Origin of the sequence: Aliidiomarina sp., from assembly GCF_022565475.1 — a bacterium.
Lineage (GTDB): Bacteria > Pseudomonadota > Gammaproteobacteria > Enterobacterales > Alteromonadaceae > Aliidiomarina.
This window is the reverse complement of record NZ_JAIUMR010000001.1, coordinates 173,805-195,537: the sequence shown is the minus strand read 5'-3', so window position 1 is coordinate 195,537 and position 21,733 is coordinate 173,805. Positions and strand designations below refer to the sequence as shown.

Annotated in this window: 14 protein-coding genes; 10 read left to right on the top strand and 4 right to left on the bottom strand. The window is 47.5% G+C overall.

The window, feature by feature from the left end:
- From LAT77_RS00830 to LAT77_RS00815, 4 genes are all read left to right on the top strand, one after another.
- Nucleotides 1-1,716, top strand: coding sequence for an ABC transporter transmembrane domain-containing protein (locus LAT77_RS00830; protein ID WP_290562638.1), 1,716 nt, complete (start codon nucleotides 1-3; stop codon nucleotides 1,714-1,716).
- Nucleotides 1,707-3,308 (top strand): amino acid ABC transporter ATP-binding/permease protein, encoded by a 1,602-nt coding sequence (locus tag LAT77_RS00825; RefSeq protein ID WP_290562637.1) that lies wholly within the window; start codon nucleotides 1,707-1,709, stop codon nucleotides 3,306-3,308. Before LAT77_RS00830 ends, LAT77_RS00825 begins: the two co-directional genes overlap by 10 nt.
- 170 nt (nucleotides 3,309-3,478) lie before the next feature.
- The gene (locus LAT77_RS00820) at nucleotides 3,479-6,484 is read left to right on the top strand and encodes a hypothetical protein (protein ID WP_290562636.1); all 3,006 of its coding nucleotides are present in this window, start codon (nucleotides 3,479-3,481) and stop codon (nucleotides 6,482-6,484) included.
- Between the two features lie 9 nt (nucleotides 6,485-6,493).
- Nucleotides 6,494-7,159 (top strand): hypothetical protein, encoded by a 666-nt coding sequence (locus LAT77_RS00815; RefSeq protein ID WP_290562635.1) that lies wholly within the window; start codon nucleotides 6,494-6,496, stop codon nucleotides 7,157-7,159.
- On the opposite strand, the gene LAT77_RS00810 is transcribed toward LAT77_RS00815, so the two are convergent.
- Both LAT77_RS00810 and LAT77_RS00805 read right to left on the bottom strand, forming a co-directional pair.
- Nucleotides 7,093-7,260, bottom strand: a complete 168-nt coding sequence (locus LAT77_RS00810) for a DUF2256 domain-containing protein (protein WP_290562634.1) — start codon at nucleotides 7,258-7,260, stop codon at nucleotides 7,093-7,095. The genes LAT77_RS00815 and LAT77_RS00810 overlap by 67 nt on opposite strands.
- The gene (locus LAT77_RS00805) at nucleotides 7,247-8,548 is read right to left on the bottom strand and encodes a DASH family cryptochrome (RefSeq protein WP_290562633.1); all 1,302 of its coding nucleotides are present in this window, start codon (nucleotides 8,546-8,548) and stop codon (nucleotides 7,247-7,249) included. Before LAT77_RS00805 ends, LAT77_RS00810 begins: the two co-directional genes overlap by 14 nt.
- Nucleotides 8,549-8,882: 334 nt before the next feature.
- On the opposite strand from LAT77_RS00805, the gene LAT77_RS00800 reads away from it, so the two are divergent.
- Nucleotides 8,883-10,973 (top strand): TonB-dependent receptor, encoded by a 2,091-nt coding sequence (locus LAT77_RS00800; protein WP_290562632.1) that lies wholly within the window; start codon nucleotides 8,883-8,885, stop codon nucleotides 10,971-10,973.
- A gap of 71 nt (nucleotides 10,974-11,044) precedes the next feature.
- Here LAT77_RS00800 and bcsG read toward each other — a convergent pair whose 3' ends face one another.
- Together bcsG and LAT77_RS00790 are read right to left on the bottom strand one after the other, a co-directional pair.
- Nucleotides 11,045-12,652 carry a cellulose biosynthesis protein BcsG gene (gene bcsG, locus LAT77_RS00795; protein WP_290562631.1) on the bottom strand — a complete coding sequence of 536 codons (1,608 nt, stop codon included), beginning with the start codon at nucleotides 12,650-12,652 and terminating at the stop codon, nucleotides 11,045-11,047.
- Between the two features lie 190 nt (nucleotides 12,653-12,842).
- On the bottom strand, nucleotides 12,843-14,459 hold the full coding sequence (locus LAT77_RS00790) for a BcsE family c-di-GMP-binding protein (RefSeq protein WP_290562630.1): 1,617 nt from the start codon (nucleotides 14,457-14,459) through the stop codon (nucleotides 12,843-12,845).
- Nucleotides 14,460-14,577: 118 nt separating this feature from the next.
- Between LAT77_RS00790 and LAT77_RS00785 the strand changes: the two genes are divergently transcribed.
- The 5 genes from LAT77_RS00785 to bcsZ all read left to right on the top strand — a co-directional run bounded on the left by LAT77_RS00785 (nucleotide 14,578) and on the right by bcsZ (nucleotide 21,731).
- Nucleotides 14,578-14,763, top strand: a complete 186-nt coding sequence (locus LAT77_RS00785) for a hypothetical protein (protein WP_290562629.1) — start codon at nucleotides 14,578-14,580, stop codon at nucleotides 14,761-14,763.
- Between the two features lie 54 nt (nucleotides 14,764-14,817).
- Entirely contained in the window at nucleotides 14,818-15,624 is an 807-nt protein-coding gene (locus LAT77_RS00780; RefSeq protein ID WP_290562628.1) for a cellulose synthase operon protein YhjQ/BcsQ, read from the top strand.
- Nucleotides 15,625-15,627: 3 nt separating this feature from the next.
- Nucleotides 15,628-18,237: a UDP-forming cellulose synthase catalytic subunit gene (gene bcsA / locus LAT77_RS00775; protein WP_290562627.1), complete on the top strand. Its 2,610-nt coding sequence runs from the start codon at nucleotides 15,628-15,630 to the stop codon at nucleotides 18,235-18,237.
- A gap of 70 nt (nucleotides 18,238-18,307) precedes the next feature.
- Nucleotides 18,308-20,473, top strand: a complete 2,166-nt coding sequence (locus LAT77_RS00770) for a cellulose biosynthesis cyclic di-GMP-binding regulatory protein BcsB (RefSeq protein ID WP_290562626.1) — start codon at nucleotides 18,308-18,310, stop codon at nucleotides 20,471-20,473.
- Nucleotide 20,474: 1 nt separating this feature from the next.
- Complete coding sequence (gene bcsZ / locus LAT77_RS00765; RefSeq protein ID WP_290562625.1) at nucleotides 20,475-21,731, top strand: cellulose synthase complex periplasmic endoglucanase BcsZ; 1,257 nt, start codon at nucleotides 20,475-20,477, stop codon at nucleotides 21,729-21,731.
- The last annotated feature ends 2 nt before the right edge of the window (nucleotides 21,732-21,733 follow it).

Here is a 21,733-nt window from a genome sequence, read left to right as displayed (position 1 = left end):
GTGAGTGTGAAGTTTGCTCAAGAAAAACGTTATTTACAACAGCTAAGAGCGACGACAGGTCGCTCTTTGTTGTGGTCGTGTTTGTTTGGGAGCGTTCAGTCGCTTACGCTTGTGGTTCAGTTTGCGCTCAGCGCTTGGTTAATCGAGGCTTTTTTTCAAGAACAGCTGGCGAACACAAAGTGGTTATGGTGGACGTTATTGCTGACCATTGTTATTCGCGTCGTATCTGGATTTTTCTATAAATCGTTTTCACTCAGCACAGCGACTAAAGCGAAAACGAGGGCTCAGCAGCAAGTATTGGACTATTGGCAGTGGCAACTTCATCAGGGGGATTGGCAGTCGAACAAGAATACTAATGCCGCCAATGACTTGATAGAGCCGATTGAACATCTATCCGGCTACTTCGGACGTTATTTGCCGCAGTTGTGGCTTGGGTTTTGGCAGCCCTTCGTCATTCTCATCGTCGTCTTCTATTTAAACTGGCTAGCCGGGTTATTCTTGTTGGTGACCGCTCCACTTATACCGCTTTTCATGGCGTTGATCGGCATGGGGGCAGAGCGTGTGCATCAGCAGCATCTCGTCTCGATTCAACGCTTATCGGGCATATTTATTGATCGAATTCGCAATTTAACGTTGTTGTTTTTGTTGCAAAAACTGCCCATGGCCCGACGCCACATCGATGCGGCAAATGACGAATACCGAGAGCTCAATATGAAGACCTTGCGGATTGCGTTCTTATCGTCAGCGGTTCTTGAGTTTTTTGCTGCGATTGCGATTGCCGCGATAGCTATTTATATCGGTTTCTCATTACTTGGTTATTATGCGTTTCCAGCAGCAGAAAGTCTGACCTTGTTCTCTGGGCTACTCATCTTACTTTTGGCACCTGAATTCTTTCAACCCTTGCGCCAGCTATCGCAGTATTATCATGATCGCGCTGCAGCACTGGGCGCAGCTTCGATATTGTCTCGGCAAATAGCACCTGCGGCGGTTAAGACCGCTGGCGAGCCATGTGTTTTTCCGCTGCAATCAAAGCCTTTGATCTATTCGTATGCGGATCGGGGGGTGCCGATTCACTATCCAGCATTGACCCTTGAGGCTGGACAACTGACGTTACTGACAGGCCCATCCGGCAGCGGCAAAAGTACCTTACTTCAGCTACTCGCGGGATTGCTTCCGGGCTTACAGTTTTATGACGCTACTACAAACAAGTATCGACCGCATGGGCTGCGCAACATCGCCTACTTACCGCAAACCCCCTGGCTTAGAAACGCGAGTGTGTTAACGAATTTAGCGACGCTCTTGCCGCCTGAACAACAACCTGAGCAACTATCGCCGAGCGCAACAGCTGCTTTGACGGAGCAAGCGTTGGAGATATGCCGTCAACTTGGTTTAGAACCGATGCTGAAACGCTTTCCATTGGGACTGAACACCAACATGTCGGAGTTTGGCGCGGGAGTCTCTGGCGGTGAAGCAAAACGTATTGCGTTAGGACGTTGGCTACTCGCTATTCACCTAGGTTTTAAACCGGACCTGATGTTACTCGATGAACCAACAGCTGAACTCGACAAGGTCAGTACCGAGTTTGTCTGCAGCGCATTGCGAGAAGTCAAGCAACGGGGAGTGTGTTTGGTGGTTGCGAGCCACAGCCGCGATTTTGTGCCGTTTGCTGATCAAGTTATTGCACTCGGTAATAGCGAGGAGCACCCATGCGATTAATGCCAGGCTTTTTTCGCCGAGGATTCCGGCAACAACGGAAACGACTGCTACTTGGCTTCATTCTTCTAAGTTTAACCGCATTGGCCGGAATAGGCTTGCTGGCACTGTCAGGCTGGTTTATCACTGCAACAGCGCTCGCAGGTTTGGCAACCACAGTCGTTTTGATTGATGTTTTCACGCCCGGCACCGGTATCCGCCTTTTTGCGCTATTGCGCACAGTCGCTCGTTATTTTGAGCGCTTAATTCACCATGACACGGTTTTACGCATCCAAAGTTGGTGGCGAAGCCAATTGTTCCGGCAGGTGAGTCAGTTCTCGCCAGCTCGATTTGTCCAGTTAAATACAGCGACCATGCTGCAGCGTTTGACGCAAGACTTAAATACGCTGGACGCTTGGTATCTTCGTATTATCGCGCCGCCACTTGCAGCCGCCTTGGCTTTACTGGTGGTTTGGTTACTGATTGTCTTGACCAGTTTGTCGGGCCATTTCTGGTTACATATTATTACCGCCTGTGGATTTATTTTAATCTGGCTGCTGGCGGTTCCGATTAGTCAGCGTTTAAGTCATCAGCGTGGACGCGCAGAAGTACGGCAGCAACAGTTAGTCCGTGAACAGAGTATTGAGCTATACGATGGCGCTGCAGAACTGATGACGGCTGGACGTTGGCGAGCAAGAGCTGATGCTCTCGCTGAAGTCGCTGCATTACAGAACAAGTGGCAAGAGCAACGCTTACGACGACTGACCATCATTGAAATGATGGTCACTGCAATGCTGCAGATTCTCGTTGCAGTTATCTTGCTTTATGGGCTCATTGCTTATCACAGTGGTGATTTAAGTTTACCTGTGGTGGTGTTACAGGTGTTTGCTGTTTTAGCGCTATCAGAGGTGCTCTTGCCGGTGGTTGAACAGGGAGGGCAGGTGGGACTTGTCAATGAAGCTCGTTCACGCATCCACGAAACGTTTGCTATGCCTGTTTTTGCGGTACGACGTATTATCGGTTTACGACTCCACGACGACGTTTTGATCCGACGCGGCGAAATCACTGCAGTTACTGGTGCTTCAGGACTTGGCAAGTCGACGATTGCAAATATGGCGGCTGGTCTAATACCAAATCAGGGCCGTGTGGTTTTTGCTGACGACGATCTGCGTTCACTGTATCAAAGTGAAAACTGGTTAACTGTCATGGGTTACATCCCGCAAGCGAACCAAGTTTTAGCTGGAACAATTGCGACAAATCTACGGATAGCGGCGCCGCAGTCTTCCGATGAGCAATTATGGCAGGCTTTAGTCTTCGCCTCGTTAGACTCGGAGGTCAAGGCTATGCCGATGCAGCTAGAAACTTGGCTCGGTACCGGCGGTACGGCAATCTCAGGCGGGCAAGCTCGACGACTCATGTTAGCGCGTTTGTATTTGCAGAATCCTGAATTTGTAATTTTGGATGAACCGTTCACAGGCATTGATTCTGACCACCAGGTGGTCCTCAAAAAGCACGTTGAGGATTGGCTGGCGAATAAAACCGCACTCGTTCTTGGACATGATTTAGACAGTCTGCCAAAAGCTGACATTACGATTCACCTCAGTGCTAACGAGTAAGTCACTTCTTTATAAAACAATGGTTTATAATTATGGCTCGGAGCCGGAAAGGCATCTTCCGGTTCGCGAGAACACGCTGCGGTTAATTTTTGTTACATATATGTGGGTGTAGTTGTTGTATTTTTGTGTGATGATAAAAACTGATATTGAATTTAAGTAGGTTTCATCGCATGCAGATCAACAGCCGTATTTTATTCGGAACACTTATCACCTTGTCTTTAACAGCCTGTGGCGGCGGCGGAAGCGGAGGAAATGGCTCTGGTGGCTCGACGCCGCAGAACTTTTTGGTGTCGACCAGTGTGAGCGATGAAATTACCATTTCACCGACTTCACGAAGTGTACAAAGTGGCGCAACAACGACATTTTCATTGTCTTTCGCTGAAGGTTACGAATTACAGTCAGCTAGCGGCTGCGGCGGGTCTTATAGTAATGGCACCTATACTACGGGAACAATTACATCGGCCTGTACAGTTTCTGCAGTTGCACAGAAAATTGAATTAGCGGTAACCGCGACTATCCCAGAAGGTGGCTCAATTTCCCCGCAACAGGCGAACGTCAGCTATGGTGAGGAACTTACCTTTGAAATCGAACTTGAACCTTTTTATCAAATTGAAGAAGTTTCTGGCTGTCCAGTGAGAGAGCCTCAGGCCATCGGCGAGAATCAATTTAGTTTACAAACCCGGCCGTTAACTGAGTCCTGTGATCTTGTCGTAACGGCAACCCTGCCCGATGAAAATGAATTATTTGATGTCAGCGTGTTCGTTCTCGGCCAAGGGCAAGTTGATCCGCCGGCAGCACAAGTAAGTTTTGGCGAGTTCGTCACTTTTACCTTGATGCCCGATGAACAACATGAAATCTATGAAGTGTCAGGGTGTCGAGGGCAGCTTGATGGTCTGCACTACAACACGGGTGTCATCGGAGAGGACTGCCAGGTTGTAGTTCGATTTGTCCATGAGGAAAGTATTGAAATCCCTGATCCGGTCTTGGAGTCTGAGCTGCGTTTTTATCTTAGTCTCAACGACGATGAACCGATTACGGCCGAGAAAATGGCGGATCTAGTGGATGTGTCCATCGCTAACCGCGGTGTGCGTGATTTAACCGGATTAGAATATGCTGTGAACTTAGTTCGTTTAAATGTTTCGAGTAATCGTAACTTACGTCGTTTGGCACCGATTTCAGGATTACCGCTCACGCAGCTGGATATTTCTGAGACGGGGATTGATAGCCTTTCCGAAGTAAGGGATTTACCACTTGAAAATTTAACGCTGAATTTCACGTCGATTACAACACTCGAACCATTCCCAGAATTGCGGCAGTTAAGCTTTAATAGTTCGCCTATTACCGATTTGACTCCGCTGCAAGCGAGTGAGCAATTAAATACCTTAATCTTCCGTGATACACCGATACTGGATATTCGCCCTTTGCTGCAATTGCCTTTGTGGGGGGCTTATATTCTCGGAGATGGTTGCTTGGATTCTCGTCATCGAGTGACGGAAAGCGCGATAATGAGCATATTTTACGACGGCAATTCCATCAGTGTTCCGCGCTTGCCGTATCGAACGGATTGTGCAGAGCAGCGTGGTCCACTAACCGCTGCGGTGAGTGCTGACCTAACGGAAGAAGCGCTGTCAGTCGCATGGGAAGTTGACTCAACTGCTGATTTAAACGATCTAAACTGTGAAATTCACTTCGATTTATACAATCAAACGCCACGCGTCCCTGCGTATCTGATCGAGAACTGCGCCGCCCGAGGCTCAACAGAGCTGCCCGCGAATCAGGGCGCATATCAAGTGTCAGTTATTTTTGATGATGGTTTTGGTGAACGTAAACTTGAAACGCTAGAGCGCGTTTTGGCGGCTTCTGCGGAAGATCGAGTGCGCTTGGAAACGGTGGATTGGGGGCAAGTCGTGGTGAAGACTTCACCGAAACTTGTGCCCAATCGAGCGGCTTTGTTCCGTGTATTTATGACTGGGCCAGCGGGCTCGCCTGTACCATCGGGTGAAATAGAATTGTACTTAGATGGCGAAGTCGCCCGATTGCCATTGCATTCACCGACCTCCTTAGCAGAGGAAAAGCAGCATGATAGCTTGGAATATGCGCATTACACTGAAATTCCGAGCGAATGGATGCAAACAGGTTTGCGTGTGAGTGTCTACATGGACGACACCTTGATTCACCAGCAAACTCCGAACTTTTCTGCTGAGATTCCTTTGTACATAACCATCGTGCCCATGGTCGTGAATGATGTCGTGCCGACCATTCAATCGGAAGAAGTGTTACGCCAGAAGATCCAACAACATTGGCCATTTAGTCGTATTGAGTTACGTTTTCGCGAGCCGTATGTCGTGCAAAACCAAGATGAAGTGACCGAAGCTGCAGATTTGTTGTATCAGTTACTTGATTTACGCATAGCCGAAGGTGAGAACTCAGGAAGTCATTATCATGGATTCTTCCGCTTTGAAGAAGTGGGGGGCAGTGCCGCGGGCGTTGCCTTTGTGCCTGGGCGCGTCGGTGTGACTTATGACCGTGCCAATGATCTTGACACGTTTAGTCATGAACTCGGCCATAATTTTTCGGTTCGACACATTGACTGTGGTAATCCTGTAAACATTGAAAATGAGTTTCCTTATAACCCAAGCTCAATTGGCAGCGTTGGTGTCAGTCGCGATAATACGCAATTACGTCTTCCACATACGCTTGCTGACGTAATGAGCTATTGTAATCCGGTGCATGTTTCTGACTGGGTGTACGAGAAAGCGCAGGATTATCAATTACGTTCGCCGTCACAGCCCTTTGTCGCCGATGCTGCAATTGCCGCTTCAGATGCACCATTGGTCACTCGAATTAGCGGCGTTGTGCATCCATTTTTAGGCACCCAAGTTCGCAGTATTATGGAAGTTGCCGCACCACAGAACACGCTCGGTACTAGCCCTTATACGCTATTGGCTACGGACACTTCGGGCAAGCAATTTGTTGGGCGTTTGACGATTCATGAAGATAGTCAAACACAGGGGAGTGGCGCCGGCTATTTTGAAGTCTACTTGGATGTGCCAGCAGCACAGCTGAGCCAGCTCGAAATCGTGCGTGGCGAACAAACCATGTTACGCCTAGATCTGCCGCAAGCTGATGTGATTTATTGGGACACCGAAGCGGCACGAACGCTATCAAGACGTTAGGAGGCACGCATGCAGCGAATGATCGCACGTATAAGTTTAGCCGCACTGTTTCTTAGCGGGTGTAATGCTGTCGTTAATGACGAGGGAGCCGCGTCTGCGACCTGGTTACCGGACAGTACTGCATTAGTGATTGTCGGGCGTATTGATGGGAATCAAGCGGAACTGATGCGACTCCTGCCAGAGTCCGGCAATGTGACCAACGATACAGGCGAGTACCGCATGGTTAGCCAAAGTCGTGATGGTATCGTTCTTGAATACCCGTTTGCAACGCAAAGCAATGCGAAGTCGAAAACGGAGGTGTTCACCGTTACGATTATCAATGACGACTTGGTATCGCTCACGGTTTACCGCGCGGATACGCAATTGCTTCACGTTGACACCAGGGAAAGGCCGCAGATAACGGAGCAACGACTCCAACAGATTCAGGTGTGGCGGTCGGATTCACAAGTTTGCTTAGAATGGCCGCGTGATGCCTTCCCTCATGCGGCATTGGCGTGGCGAGAAAATGACCGACAACGTCATTTGTTCTTTACGGAAGCGACTGACGAACAATCATGTACTGCAGCGCTTGGCGTTCCTGACGCCGTCGAATACGTGGTCACGCTGCGTCACGATTTATTTGTTAAACAAGCTTTGGTGTCAGCTCGGGAGCGACGACAACGTTCAGAGCAATAAACGACGTTAGGCCAGTTTCGTTGCCATTTCTTACGCCATGCAAATGGTCGGTGGCAGATTGGGCAGGTCTTTTCCGGCAGATTCACTTTACGGTGTGTCATTCGTCACCACGTCGGCTCGCCAAAATTGTCGATAAGCATGGGTTGGATCATAGTGCTCAGCTTGCTTGTTTAGGTTAAACCAACTGCCTCCGCGCGAATTGCCATGTATGCCTGCGATATATTGCCAATTGCCGTAATTGCTGGCGGGATCGTAGTCAATCAGTCGATTCTCGAACCACATTGCGCCGAGTCGCCAGTCGATGGCTAAATCGTGAATGAGAGCCGATGCTGCATTTTGCCGGGCACGATTGCTCATAAATCCCGTGACCTCGAGTTCGCGCATCGCCGCATCTAAAAATTCGTGACCGGTTTGGCCGTGTTGCCAGTGTTCAAATCGACTCGTCGCCCAAACTGGCTTTTCACCATTTGACAGCTGATTTGAATCACCGCGAAATAGCTCAGTACCGCGTTCACGCGAACAATGCTGAAAAAAGTCACGCCAGAGTAACTCCACCACAAACCATTCGGTTGAAGGATTGGCATTGCGCTGTTGTTCTGCGGCCATTACTGCCGTGTACACTTGCCGCACAGAGATACAGCCGAGATTAAGCCAAGGTGATAACTTGCCGGAATAATCGCGGCCGAGCAGACCATTACGGGTTTCTTTATAATGGAAAAGCGCTTCACTGCAATAGTCGCTGAGACGTTGCTGGGCGTGCGTTTCGCCGCCGACGAATGGGAAACAATCGGGAATTTCATTCGTTGCAACGAGCGGTAGCGGTGATGCGGTTAAACCTTGAGGTAACACATGAAGATCATGCGCTTGCTTGCGCGTAACAGCAGACGGTGAGAAGGACTCCGTTTTTAATACGGGCGCCAACTTCTTACGAAAACGACTAAACGAGTCCAAGGCGGTTGGATGACGCTCTTTAACCTGCGCATAGGTCAATAAGGTGTAATCCTCATGAACGATGGTTTGTATATTGAGTGCTTGCAGCCTGCTAGTTAATTGCGCGAGTTGAAACTGTTCGTCTGCGCCGGGCAGGGATTGGGTGTGCACATGGGTGACGCCGTATAGCGCGCAAAGCTCTGGCAACAGATCTTCCGGTTGTCCACGATAGATTTCTAAGGGCACGGAGAGCGCACAGAGTTGTTGTTTTAAGTCCGTCAACGACTCCCATAGGAAGCGAGCGCGGTGGACACCACATCGAGGTATTCCAAGCCAACTTCCCGTTAGCTGTTCGTCATAAAAGAAAACGCCATAGGTCGAGCCCGCTGCAAGCGCGGCCGTAAGTGCTGGATTATCGTGTCGCCGAAGATTGCGCCTAAACCAAACAAGTTGCGCCATAAGACCTCAATATAGTCATAAACTCTCATCGAATATTTACGTGGCTGCGGTGTAGAAAGACCAGTTGGATATTGAAGAAACTAAATAGCCATTTTAACAAATAGCATACCTTCGAAATTCACTAGATCTGAGAAATACATAGCAATCAATGCGATACCATTCCGGCTCGGAGCCGGAACGTGCATTTCGGCTCCGAGCCGGAATATTGGTGATGTGATACTGCATCTCAAAGGAGGTACCTAAATATAAATGAAAATCTAATTGACAACCATTCTCATTTGCATTTAGTATGCGCCCAGTTGATAAATACAATGACTCATTTAGGGGAGCATTTATGCAGTTTTCTTCATCACCACGAGTTTCTAAGCTAGCACTGGCAATCGCTGTCGTTTTTACACCTGCTTTGGCCCATGGTCAAACGCAAGCCACAGAGAATGAGGAGGCTGAGGCCCGCAAATCGCGGATGCCAAGTATCGAAGTGATTCGCGTCCGCGGTGAGCGTCGCGCCCACAGTTACGACGAAACCGGTACCGTTAATTTGATTAGCCGCGAGCAAATCGAGCGCGTTCAGCCCTTGTCAAATGAGGATGTGTTGCGTCGTATCGCGGGTATTAATGTTAAAGGTGAAGAAGAGTCTTCAATTGTGACTAACTTCGGTATTCGGGGTTTGTCGGCCAGTGAGTCGAAATCACTGGTTCTTGAGGATGGTGTTCCTATTGCTCCAGGGCTATTTATTGGTAATGACCGCTACTACAACCCACGCATTCAGCGAGTCGAACGTGTTGAGATTCTAAAAGGCTCATCGTCGTTGCGTTATGGTCCGTCGACAATAGGCGGCGTTGTCAACTATCAAACCAAGACACCTGATGACGGTGTGATGTTGTCGTCACGTGTGGGCTCGCACAACCTGAGGGAGGTCAATCTCGAGGCTGGTAATCACAATGCGTCTGGCGATGCCTTTGCCGGAGTGGTGTTTACCCATGCAGAAAGTGACGGTTTCATGGATAAGGGCTACGACATGACGGATGTCATGGTTAAAGCCGGCATGGAACTGAATGGCCAGCAGCGCCTTGGTTTTAAGTTTTCCTATCACCAAAACGATGCAAATATTTCTTATCGCGGCCTTTTGCTTGACGATTATGTCAATGGTCAGCGCTATAACCCCGCACCTGATGACTGGTATTTGCAAGATCGATTGGCGTTTGATGTCAATCATGAGTGGTTGATCAGTCCGGATGTGACTTTAAATACATTGGTGTATTGGAGTGACGTGTCGCGTGACTATTGGCGTTATGGTGTTGACACTGCGGCCTCAAATGCAGCTGGACGTTGGGTCTACACCGATGAATTAACCGGTAATAACCGTAGCTTTGAGCGTTTCGGGGTGGAAACACGTTTGGCTTATCGACACTCGATTGCAGACATGGATGCAAACAGTGAATTCGGCTTACGTTTTATGACCGAAGAGTCGGATGATACTCGCATCCGAGCATCGCGAGCAAATGACCGCACAGGTATCAATGACCGCCATATTCAGGATAGTGCAGACAGTGTCGCCGCTTACGCACAGACCCAATTACGTGTCAGCGACCGTCTTGCGGTCACACCGGGCTTGCGCGTTGAGTCTTATGAGCAAGTGCGCACCATTTTGAGCCAAGGCAATGCGACTGCGAAAACCTCAAACACCGAAGTACTTCCGGGCTTTGGTGCCACGTTTGAATTGACCGCGAGCGCTGAGATATATGGGGGTGTTTATCGAGCATTTTCACCAGCAGCGAATGGTGTAGCGCTTGATGGTTTACAAGATCAAAATCTTGACGGTGAACGCTCGACGAATTTTGAAATCGGTGTGCGCGGTGCAGTTGAGCGAATCAGTTATGAAGTGGCTGCATTCATGATGGACTTCGATAATCAGGTCGTTACTGGCAATAGCGATCCAAATTTATCGCAGTCGAATGCCGGCAAGACCGAGCACTATGGTGTGGAGCTGCAATTTGCGGTTGATTTGGGCGCAGGCTTGCAACTGGATACCAATGCAACATGGATTCCAAAGTCTGAATTTATGACGGGTGAATTCCGCGGTAACCGAATTCCTTATGCACCGGAATACATGGCTAACCTAGGCTTGTCGTACCGTTATGAAGGCTTTAGTGCGGCTCTTATGGCTAATTACCAAGGTGAGCAATTTGGTGATCCAAGTAATCGTGTGGAAATCCCAAGTAACGCCGCAGGTGGTATCTGGGGAGGACTATTACCTTCGTACACTGTTTATGACTTGTTTGCTCAATATCAATTGAATCAAAGTTTAACTCTTTTCGGTTCAATCAAGAACCTAACTGACAAGCAATACATTTCGGGTCTGCGGCAGGGTATCTATGTCGGTCCTGAGCGCGCTTTTGAAATTGGTTTCCGTTACCAATTCTAACCGAGCGTTACAGCCCCGAAATCATTCTGAAGTGCCCCCAGTCGTTGGATATTCAATGATTGGGGTTTTCTCTACCCGCGATACTCACGCCACTCGCCATTGTTTATTTGTAGATAAAACACGCCATCTACTTCAATCATGATGACGCGGTCATTTTCAAGAACCGCACGCGTCTCAGGTAAACCGTTCACAACATCTTGCGGGTTATAACGCCCGCCCGAAAACGGTCGTTGCTCGATAATTTGATAAATGGCACTGGTAATGGCAAGCGGGCCGGTTGGACGACTTGCGTTGATCAATTGAACGTCGACATCGTCAACACCGAATAGCTTAAACATGACGGGTACGTGAGTCAGGGCTGGTGTTGGAATTTCGCGCATGCCAGGCAATTGCATCCGATCTCCCTGTAATCCTGCACCATGCTCGGGAACAATCACCACTAATGTTTGTGCACCACTCGCTTCGATATCATCGAACAATTGATTCAAGTCGTCGAGTAAGGTCAATAAGCGCGTTCGATAACTCGCAATACTATTGCCCCGAAAACCTGGAAGTCGGTTGCCGTCATGCAAGCTCGTGGAGTTATAAAAAGTAAACCGCGGTTGCTCATCAATGGTTTCTAACCAGTCACTAAGTACTGCAAGGTCGGATTGAATAGGGGATTGATCAAATCCCACCATGCTCTCAGGAAATTGCGAGGGCTCGACGAAATTTGCGTTAGCAAGGCCGCCTATCGTTCTAATCTGACTGAGGAAATTATCAAATGCTCCAGTGTGGTTTAAGCGGATTTCACTACGAAAGCCTAATTGCTCCAATTGGTTGCCGACTAAGCAGGCATTGTCCGGATTGAAAATCTGACTGTGCGGGCGATGACCGCAGTTTGCCTGCAGAAGTCGCAACGTCGCTGGACCAGAATAAGAACTACCGGTATAAAAATTATTGAGAATGATATCAGCACGCTGGAAAAATGCATGTTCGGTTAGCTCAAACTGCTCAATGTCCTGCCAAGACAACGAACATATATTGATCAGGAGAATGTCAAAATCAGCAGCGACAGGCGGCGGGGTTAATTGGATTTGTTGCTGCGCGTTATAGAATTGCCGAAGCATCGAATCCGGCGATTGCTCGATGGGTTGAACCGAGGATGTTTCGATTGCTCTTGGCGCTGGTCCAACAGCTGCGAACTGTGGCCCAGTGGTCATGGTTGGTTGTGGCCAAAAAGGAAATGTCAGCAATGCAGCGAGTGAAATCGCGGTCATTCGCAAGACCTTTGCCAAATACATGTAAAGAATCCAAGCCACTAAAAAAATAGCGACCATCTCGATTGCGATTAATCGGCCCAGAAGCTCTAAGATATACCAAGTACTAAAATTGGAAACCAGCTCCCATTGCGATAACAGCCTTTCGAAGGGGGGAAGGTGACTCTCGACATACAGCAGAACGACAGCAGCGATAACGGCCAGAATTTGTCGGATAACTTTAACCGCTCGGTAGGGAAGCGGAATGACGAGAAATGCAAAAAGGGCATAGTTCCATAGCAAGAGAAGTTCAATCTGGTCGGTAAATGCAAGTCCGACTTTAACAAGGAAATAAAAGCTCCATGCGCCAAGTCCCGGCCAACTAAATAATGGGTGGTGTAGTAGCGCGTTTCGTTGCTGAATATAGAGTTGTTCAGACATTAAGACTTCCTAACTCGCCGACTTAGCTGGCTTGACGTGCGTTTCCTGAGGTAACGATTGCCAAATAAAGCTGTGATATGCAGGCTGATGAAACGGCGAAATACATAAGCTAAAACTAGCCCCGAAATTATACCGAGCAGAAACACAGTAATTACGAGTAACGTTAAGTCTTGCTCTGTCATTCAGAACCTCACAAATATTCGGCTTTCTTCACGCCGCGGTGAACGTCCACATCATTTTTGCGTTCAGCGTCGCTGCTTGTTTTCGTTGTTAATTGATTTAACTCTAAGGTTAAATCTGCAGCTTGTGAATGATCGCTATTCAGCTTTAACTCTTCGACAAGGTAAATGATTTTACTATGACTCGAGCTTCTAACTTCCTGTTTAAAAATACTTTTAATGGGCAACCCAAAGTTGATTGAGACCACATTATTGGCGTCAGACTCACGACATGCGTGTAAGTAGAGATACATTTTCTTGTCTGCGAAAGTAAGTAAATCGCCAAAGCGACGGCTGCTGAAACGCCGTATCAGAGCGACGGGGTTCAAGCCGGTGGCGAGGTTGGCTTCGATCAATAAGCTATCGATTTGGTATTTTTTAGCTCGCTTCTCATATTCAAGGACGGCATTGCAGAAATCTAAGGGTGGTAAATAGCCTTTGACATCGAGAGTCGCTTCTTTGACCTGAATATCATTAAAACTTTCCGGCAAGGTATGTGTATACACGAAACCGGTTGTCGTTTCAGCGAGATTTAAAAGACTGCGAGTACTGATCTCCGACGGTAAAATGAGAGTCGCTCCGCAGCTAATTAAAAATCGTTCATCTTGAATTCGTAGAGATTCGTCAAATGCACGAACTAAAATGCGTAAGTATTTACCAGCAAATTTTCTCAAATGAAACACAAGTTCGGCAATGTTGAAGAGTTGTTCACGTGAACGTAATCCAATAATAACGATCGCATCACTACCTGGCTGCAAGGCGGATTTCAGATCAAAGTCGCTTCCAAACCGTTGCCAAATTGACGGAGTAAAGTCATTACTAGATAAAGCATTTTCACAAATGAACTTTGCCGCATGCTCACCGAGGCGAGTTGCCATGGATAAATCACTTTGCCTGTCTTGAACAAGAAAACTACTGTGGCCTAATTGATTTGTCGTCTCTAACAGATCCCATTGCCAGCGGGATAGGCTATAGCCACTAAACCAGAACTGTACATTCCAGCGCCAGTAAGAATGGCTTTTATAAATAAAATGAAGGCTCTGCAAAAAACGGCTGTTGAGTGTAAGATAGGCTTGAACTTTAGTGTCGGAAATGTCGCCTTCGATTAAAATAAACAAAATTTTCCCGCGACTTGCAGCCCAAAAACTTAACTCACGATTAAACTCATTTTTGAGAACGTCTTTTGAGTAAGAGTCGATATCATTAAAGTTCAAATGCAGAAAAATAACCGGGGTTTGTTTGGCCATGCGTTCCAGCGCGGCGACTGCGTGTTTGAGCTTAAAATGTTTTGTATGTTTCCACTCAGCAAAGTGCAGGTGCTCTTGCTGCAGAACACCTTTCATACGCTTGTATGTGCGTTCAAGGCTTGTAGCGGGAGCAACAAGGAGTGCAGGTTGTTGCATACTAATATGCTCAACAAGATAACTTGTCCACAGTGAATTTTGAATGACAAATGTATGGACTTCGCCAGTTTTGAATAATGGCGTGGTTTCTGGGATTCCGGTAATGATGCTGCTAAGTGATAGCAATACTAATTTCCTTATCCTAGCGTCATGAGGTGACGAAATTAAGCCAGCGAATTTCGTCAATGCGTACTACACTTTATAGTTCAAATTCACGCTAAGCTCTAGAGATTATAGTGTTTTTATTTTTAGGCAATCTAATATTTAGCGTATTCCATAATGTATCCAAGCAAGGTAAAACAGAATGAGGGTCGAAAATAAGAAGAATGTAGCAAGTGATATTGCGCGCTTGAAAGAGTATGTTGAAGGCTTCAACACGGACTTCATTGAGGTTCGATTTCACCAAAGGCTAGATGAAATTGCCCGCCGTTGGCCTCTCTATCGACAGTCACTTGCAGACTTAGTGGAAGCGCGCCGCAAGCAGAGTTAAAGGGACAAGCTTGGCTCCGAATGATAATGAGAGCCTGCGTAATGAGGTAATCGAATGACAGCGTCAAAGAAGAGTAAAGCAGCAACCGTTGTTGGGGTACAGAATGTCTTCGGTGGTGCAGGCGCGACGTCAATTGTCGCTGGCCTTGCTGTTGCGCTCTGTGCAATCGAGCATCGAGCGATTGCAATCGATTTGAATCGTGACAATAGTTTGTGTTTGCACTTTGGCATGGAGCCGACCGAGAACCAAGGCATTATAAGCGCGTTACACAACGGCAGCGCTTTACTCGATATCACGTTTGAGAGTCGTTCAGGTTATCCCTTTATTCCTATGGGTATGACTTCAGAGGAGCGTCATATCAGCGAAACTGCTGAAGATGATATGGACAAGCTTGCGGATTTGTTTGCGCCACTATTCGCTAAGCAGGAACGGTTTTTGATTATTGATTTACCGACTGAGCCGAGTGCTCTGCAACGTTGGGCATATCGTCAATGTGATCTCGTGCTCAACATCGTGCGACCAGAACCACGATTAATCCGAGGCCTCTCTCGCTATTTAGTGGATACGGCACCTCGGCAAGTGGATGCAGAGGCTCATAGCTATTTGTTACTTAATGGTGTCGCACCACAAGTTGTGTTGCAACGCGACAGTATGGATTTTATTCGTGGTCAAATTGCGGACGGACGATTAGTCCCGTTAATGGTAAATAGTGATCAACACGTACCCGAAGCTTTTGCTCAGCGTTGTCCAGTGAGAACGTATCAACCCAAAGCCCAGGCAGCTCGAGATTTTGATGCCCTAGCGTTATGGGTCGTTCATGAAGTTGCCGAGCGGTCGGTTGCGATTGTGGAGGATGCCTAAGGGATGAGTCTGATTGTTGAACAATGGCGTCAAGCACGCCGAACACTGACTCGTACTCGAGCATGTATGCACTTGCTGGTGCTTTACCTTGAAGCCATTTTTGTTCATCCCGGAATGCAGGGTAAAGCACGTGCAGGTAAAGTTGGCGAATCTGATTTTACCTTGCGATTCTGGTTTCCCCATGTTGACTTCACAAGACTACGTTTCTTCGATCCGATTCGGATTATCTTACAGGCATTGTGGTTGATCTTTTTTCAACAAGAGAAACAAACCGAACAATCATTGCGCGAAGCTCGAGCGGCAAAAGCAGCTGCAAAGAAACATCGCCGACAACAGTTAGTCAAAGCGAGTAAACGTTGGGTTTCGGGTCAATTTAATCGTTTTGCGACGTCCAAGGCGACTCGGGTCATTAATCAGTTTGGTGATATCACCGGATACGCATGGCTCGATACTGCCTCGATTCGAATTTCCTTAACGGTTATCGCGGCGCTTGTGGTTGCTTTTACAATTACCTTGCCGATGGATGCAAACTCTCAAGCAGTCATGCTATTAATCTTTTGGGCAACCGCATTATGGGTGCGCGATGTGCAGAAACGCGGCGCACTGATTCTTATGGTTGTCTTGTCGGTATTAGTGAGTTCAAGATATTTATACTGGCGGGTGACCCAAACCATCAATTGGGATGTGCCAACCGACACGGCATTAAGTCTACTGTTACTAAGCGCGGAAATTTATGCCTGGACGATTTTAGTGCTTGGTTATATCCAAACCATTTGGCCGTTAAAACGGAAAGTAGCGCAGTTACCCGAAGATACTCGTCAGTGGCCAAGTGTTGATATATTTATCCCTTCCTATAACGAACCGTTAAGTGTTGTCCGACCTACCGTTCTTGCTGCCTTAGCTATGGACTGGCCAGTCGATAAACTTAATATTTACTTACTTGACGATGGCCGCCGCTCGGACTTTGCTGAATTTGCTAAGAGTGTTAACGTCGGATATATGGTCAGGCCCGATAATTCGCATGCGAAAGCGGGCAACCTAAATCACGCGTTGAAGAAAACAACGGGCGATTTCATTACCATTTTTGATTGCGACCATATACCGACGCGTTCATTTTTACAGTTGTCGATGGGATGGTTCTACGCGGATAAAGATTTAGCTTTATTACAAACGCCTCATCACTTCTTCTCGCCTGATCCTTTCGAAAAAAACCTGACCATTTTTCGCAATAAACCCAATGAAGGCGAATTGTTTTATGGTCTGATTCAAGACGGAAATGACATGTGGAATGCATCCTTTTTTTGCGGTTCATGTGCAGTATTAAAGCGTGGGCCGCTTGAAAAGGTTGGTGGCATTGCAGTTGAAACCGTTACCGAGGATGCTCATACAGCCTTAAAACTCCATCGTTTAGGGTACAGCTCGGCCTATTTGAATATTCCGCAAGCAGCCGGTCTAGCAACGGAGAGTTTATCTGCACATATTGGTCAGCGCATTCGTTGGGCTCGCGGTATGGCGCAAATTTTCCGTCTGGATAACCCATTAGTAGGCCGTGGACTCAATTTAGGTCAGCGGATTTGTTATGCGAATGCCATGCTTTATTTCTTAAACGGTTTACCGCGTATTATCTTTATGATGGCTCCGTTGGCATTTCTCTTACTGCACAGTTACATCGTTTTTGCGCCTGCTATTATGATTGCGCTTTATGCGTTACCGCATATTGTCCATTCGTATCTAACCAATTCAAAATCACAAGGTCGTTACCGTCATTCATTTTGGGCAGAAATGTATGAAACCGTATTAGCATGGTACATCATGCGGCCAACGTTAGTTGCTCTATTTGCCCCTAAACATGGTAAGTTCAATGTAACGGCCAAAGGAGGACAAACGCCAACAAGTTATTTTGATTGGGAAGTCTCCAAGCCTTACATTATTTTGGTCTTGCTCTGTTTAATTGGTTTTTTATTCGGCATTTGGCGTTTATTGACGGGCCCTTCTGATGAATATCTAACGGTTGCACTCAATCTTTTATGGGTCAGCTATAATCTAATCATTCTTGGCGGGGCAGTTGCGGTTGCTGAGGAATCAAAACAAGTTCGAACGTCTAATCGTGTTAATGTTGAGCGGCCTATTTCGGTCGTGAATGCGACCGGACATTCATTTGCGGCAGAATTAGTTGATTATTCTGATCGTGGCGCAGGGATTCGATTACCGCTTGAGTGCGCGGTCTCGGAAGGTGAGGAACTTCATCTGATTATGGCTGAAGGCCCTTCAATGAACGCATTTTCAGTCACAGTGGTAAGCCGACGTGGTGACTTAGTGGGTACCTTGTTTACCTCTGATTCGCATGAAGCACAGATGGCATTGATGCGCGCGACGTTCTCGCGAGCAGACGCATGGGTAGGTTGGCGTGACGAGACTGTGGTCGATAGACCCATTTCGAGTTTCCGAGAAGTGATCGCCATCGGTGCTCGTGGCTACTATCGAATGGCTAGTAATTTGATGCCAAAACTACAACCTATCTTTGATGTCATTTACCGAATGGGTCGGGGAGTTCGTTCACTGTTACCCTATTTCCCAGGAGAAAAAGTAGATAATGAATTCTTACGCTTTTAGTTCAACGATGCGCTCGTTTTGTTGCACTCTGACAATCGTGTTTTCATCTTTTCTTCTGATGACGTCGGGGGTGGCTCAAGTTGTCGATGAGCCACCGGTTATAGCTAATCCTTATTTTGACTTACCAACCTATGAACAACGTTGGACATTCCGTGAATTGGCCGGAGAGCGAGTGCTCCGAGTTGACGGTATGGCGGATCAAATGTCGTTAGGGTTTGGTAGTCGCATGGATCAAATTCCACAGGGTGGCACATTATATTTAAATTACGCATATTCACCGACGTTAGTCGGAAGAACATCACAGCTACGCATTCGCTTTAATGGTGAACTGATACGAGCGATTACAATACCTGCTGATGCGTCTGATCGGCGCCACGAGCTTGAATTGAATCTGCCGGCAAATTACTTTGCTCGCTATAATGAGCTGACTTTTGAGCTTTTAGCGGAAGCAGAGGGCTTGGAATGTGCTGTATTATCTCCCGCAGCTTGGCTTGAGTTTGCAAGCCAGAGCTATATAGAAATAGCAACGCAACAACTTGTGGTTGCAGATGAACTCAGCTGGTTTCCAGAGCCGTTTTTTGACCAGCGTGATTTTACCCGGCCATCCTTTCACTATGTGCTCCCCCAACAGACCACCCATAATCATTTAATTGCAACGGGTATCTTACATAGCTACTTTGCCAAACAAGCTGCTTGGCGCGGAACTGAAGCAACGGTTTACCGGTATAGACAGGTGCTTCAACGCGAGAGTGAAGTTGAAGATTGGCCGACGTCTCACGCGATCGTTTTTATGACAAATGACGAACGTCCTTGGTTATTCCGTGACTATCCAGACGTCAATGAGCCGACGGTGCGGATTATTACGAACCCACTGAATGACATTTTTAAAGTTCTATTAATTCAAGCTCCGGACACAAACGGATTGGTCTCTGCGGTGCATGGGTTAGTTGAGCATCGTGCGGGTTTAAGCGGTGACAGAGCAATCGTTTATGCTGCGGCACCTGAACCGCGGCCCGCTTATTCAGCGCCGCGTTGGGTACGCACGGATCGGCCGGTCACGTTCAGTGAACTGGTTGATTTTCCTGGTGATTTACAGCGAAATGGTTATGCAAATGCGCCAATCGCAGTCAATCTCATGCTTCCGCCTGATTTATTTACTTGGCAACGTCACGGCATCCCAATTGACTTGAAGTTTCGCCATACCCCTCCCATCGAGAAAGACGAGAGCCGGTTGCGTGTATTTATTAATAATGAATTTATTAAAGGTTACACATTGACAGAATCTGGTATCGGCGGCGCTGCGGACCGGATTCGGGTGCCATTGCTTGAGTTTAATCCGTTTACTCAGCCAGCCTTACAGATCCCAGCATTTAAACTGGGTGCGGTTAATCGACTTGACTTTGAATTTACATTCAGTGCTCGTTCAGAAGAGTGCCGAGTACGGCCACTTGGAAACACCACAGGTGCAATTGATGGTGACTCGTCCATCGATTTGCGCGGTTATGAGCACTATGTTGAGATGCCTAATTTGCATCTTTTCGCAAAAACAGGGTACCCATTTTCACGTTACGACGACCTCTATCAAACGCATGTAGTAATTGATGTTGAGCCGAGCAATACGGAAATCGAGGTGATGTTAAGCGCCGTTGCACTGATTGCTGGCGCAACAGGACATCATACGAGTGGCGTAAACATTGTTGCGGTCGATGCAATTGACCAGAATAGTACCAAGGATTTTTTGATTGTTGGTCGCGCCGCTCTGCAAGCCTTTCTGCAACGATTTGGCCGCGCTACACTGGATCAACAGTTGGCCCATCATGGTTTGTCGGGTCGACAACAATTGTTGTTTAGTAGCAATGAGCAAGTAGCTGTATCCGGCCCAAGTGCGGCAATGGTCAGCTTTCAATCGCCACTTCACTCGCGTAGCACCGTGGTAGCACTCACCGCCACGGACAGTGACTATTTAGGACAAATCAGCGCCTTGTTGCGATCGTCGGAACGCAGCTCAGCAGTCACTGGATTCATGACGATTCTAACACCGGGCCATGAACAAAACTTACAGAGCTTTTCTCGCTATTATGTTGGCGAATTGAGCTTCTGGAAGCGGCTTTATTTCCACCTGTCACGCTATCCAGTTTTGGTTTCCGTCATTACCTTACTGGCGCTGATTACACTCGTCTTGGTGATCTATTGGTTGTTTGCACGCAAAGCACGGCGTCGGGTAGGGGGGCAATAGCATGAACCGACAGCCAACGATGCTCGTCTTGATGACGATTTTTGTGGTGCTGTTGAGTAGTTGTAATCGTAGTGATCAAGCTGATGTGTTAAGCCGCGACGTGTTTCCACCATTAGAGCTCGGCGTCACAGAGCGTTTGTCATTTCAATGGCACTATCAACGCTTCATTGAGCAGTTTATCAGTGCCGACGGTCGTGTTATTGATCTCGGCTCTGAGCGCTCAATCACGACATCGGAAGGTCAATCCTATGGGCTTTGGTTTAGCTTGTTAGCCGATGATCAGGAGACCTTTACCGCACTGTTAAAATGGACAGTGAATAATTTAGCGGACGGCGATATTCGGAAAAACCTTCCGGCTTGGTTGTGGGGCCAGCGTGAGGATGAGTCTTGGGGAGTTATCGATGCGAATTCAGCAAGCGATTCGGATATCTGGATCGCCTATGCTTTGCTCGCTGCAGCTGAACTTTGGCAGAATGCAAGCTATCAGGAACTTGGTGAAGAATTGGCGAAATTGATTCTTGCGCAAGAAACGGTTGCATTAAATGGTGAGCGGCTATTATTACCAGCTCCGGTTGGATTTCAGCATCACGATCAGTCGACAATGCAAGATTATTGGATTGTTAATCCAAGTTATTTAACGATTACCCTATTTCATGGATTAGCAGCCTATACACAGGACGAGCGTTGGCATGAAGTGATTCGCTGGAGTGAAAGGTTATTCAGTGAACTTGCCAGCGAATCACATCGAATGATCCCAAACTGGGTTGCTGTTGACAGCAATGGACGCCTTCTTGCGCTTGAGCAGACCGCACAAGAACACCAACAACAGGTAAGCGTGGGTAGTTATGACGCGATCCGCACGTACCTTTGGTTAAGTTGGGATTTCCAGCAGGGATATCACCACTATCTCAGTAAATTTGATGCTTTCTATACTGCGACTGCTGCGACCGATCATCCGCCAACTGAACTTGAGCATCAGGGGGATTTCCGTGGTCAAGGCCCCGTAGGTTTTTCCGCCGTCGCATTGCTCTACTTTCATCTCCACGATACGAACTTTCGGGATCAGGCAGAGTTTGAAGAGCGTGTGTATACCACGCAACTTGCTCGTCTCGCCGCCCGAAGCCCCGCTCGTTACGCACAGCGCTATTATGACACTATGTTGGTGTTATTTGGGTTAAGCGCACTGGAATGTGTTGCTTTCACAGCCGACGGTAAACTCAATGTAACGTCTAGCTGCAATCGTGAGAGGAGCTCTTAATG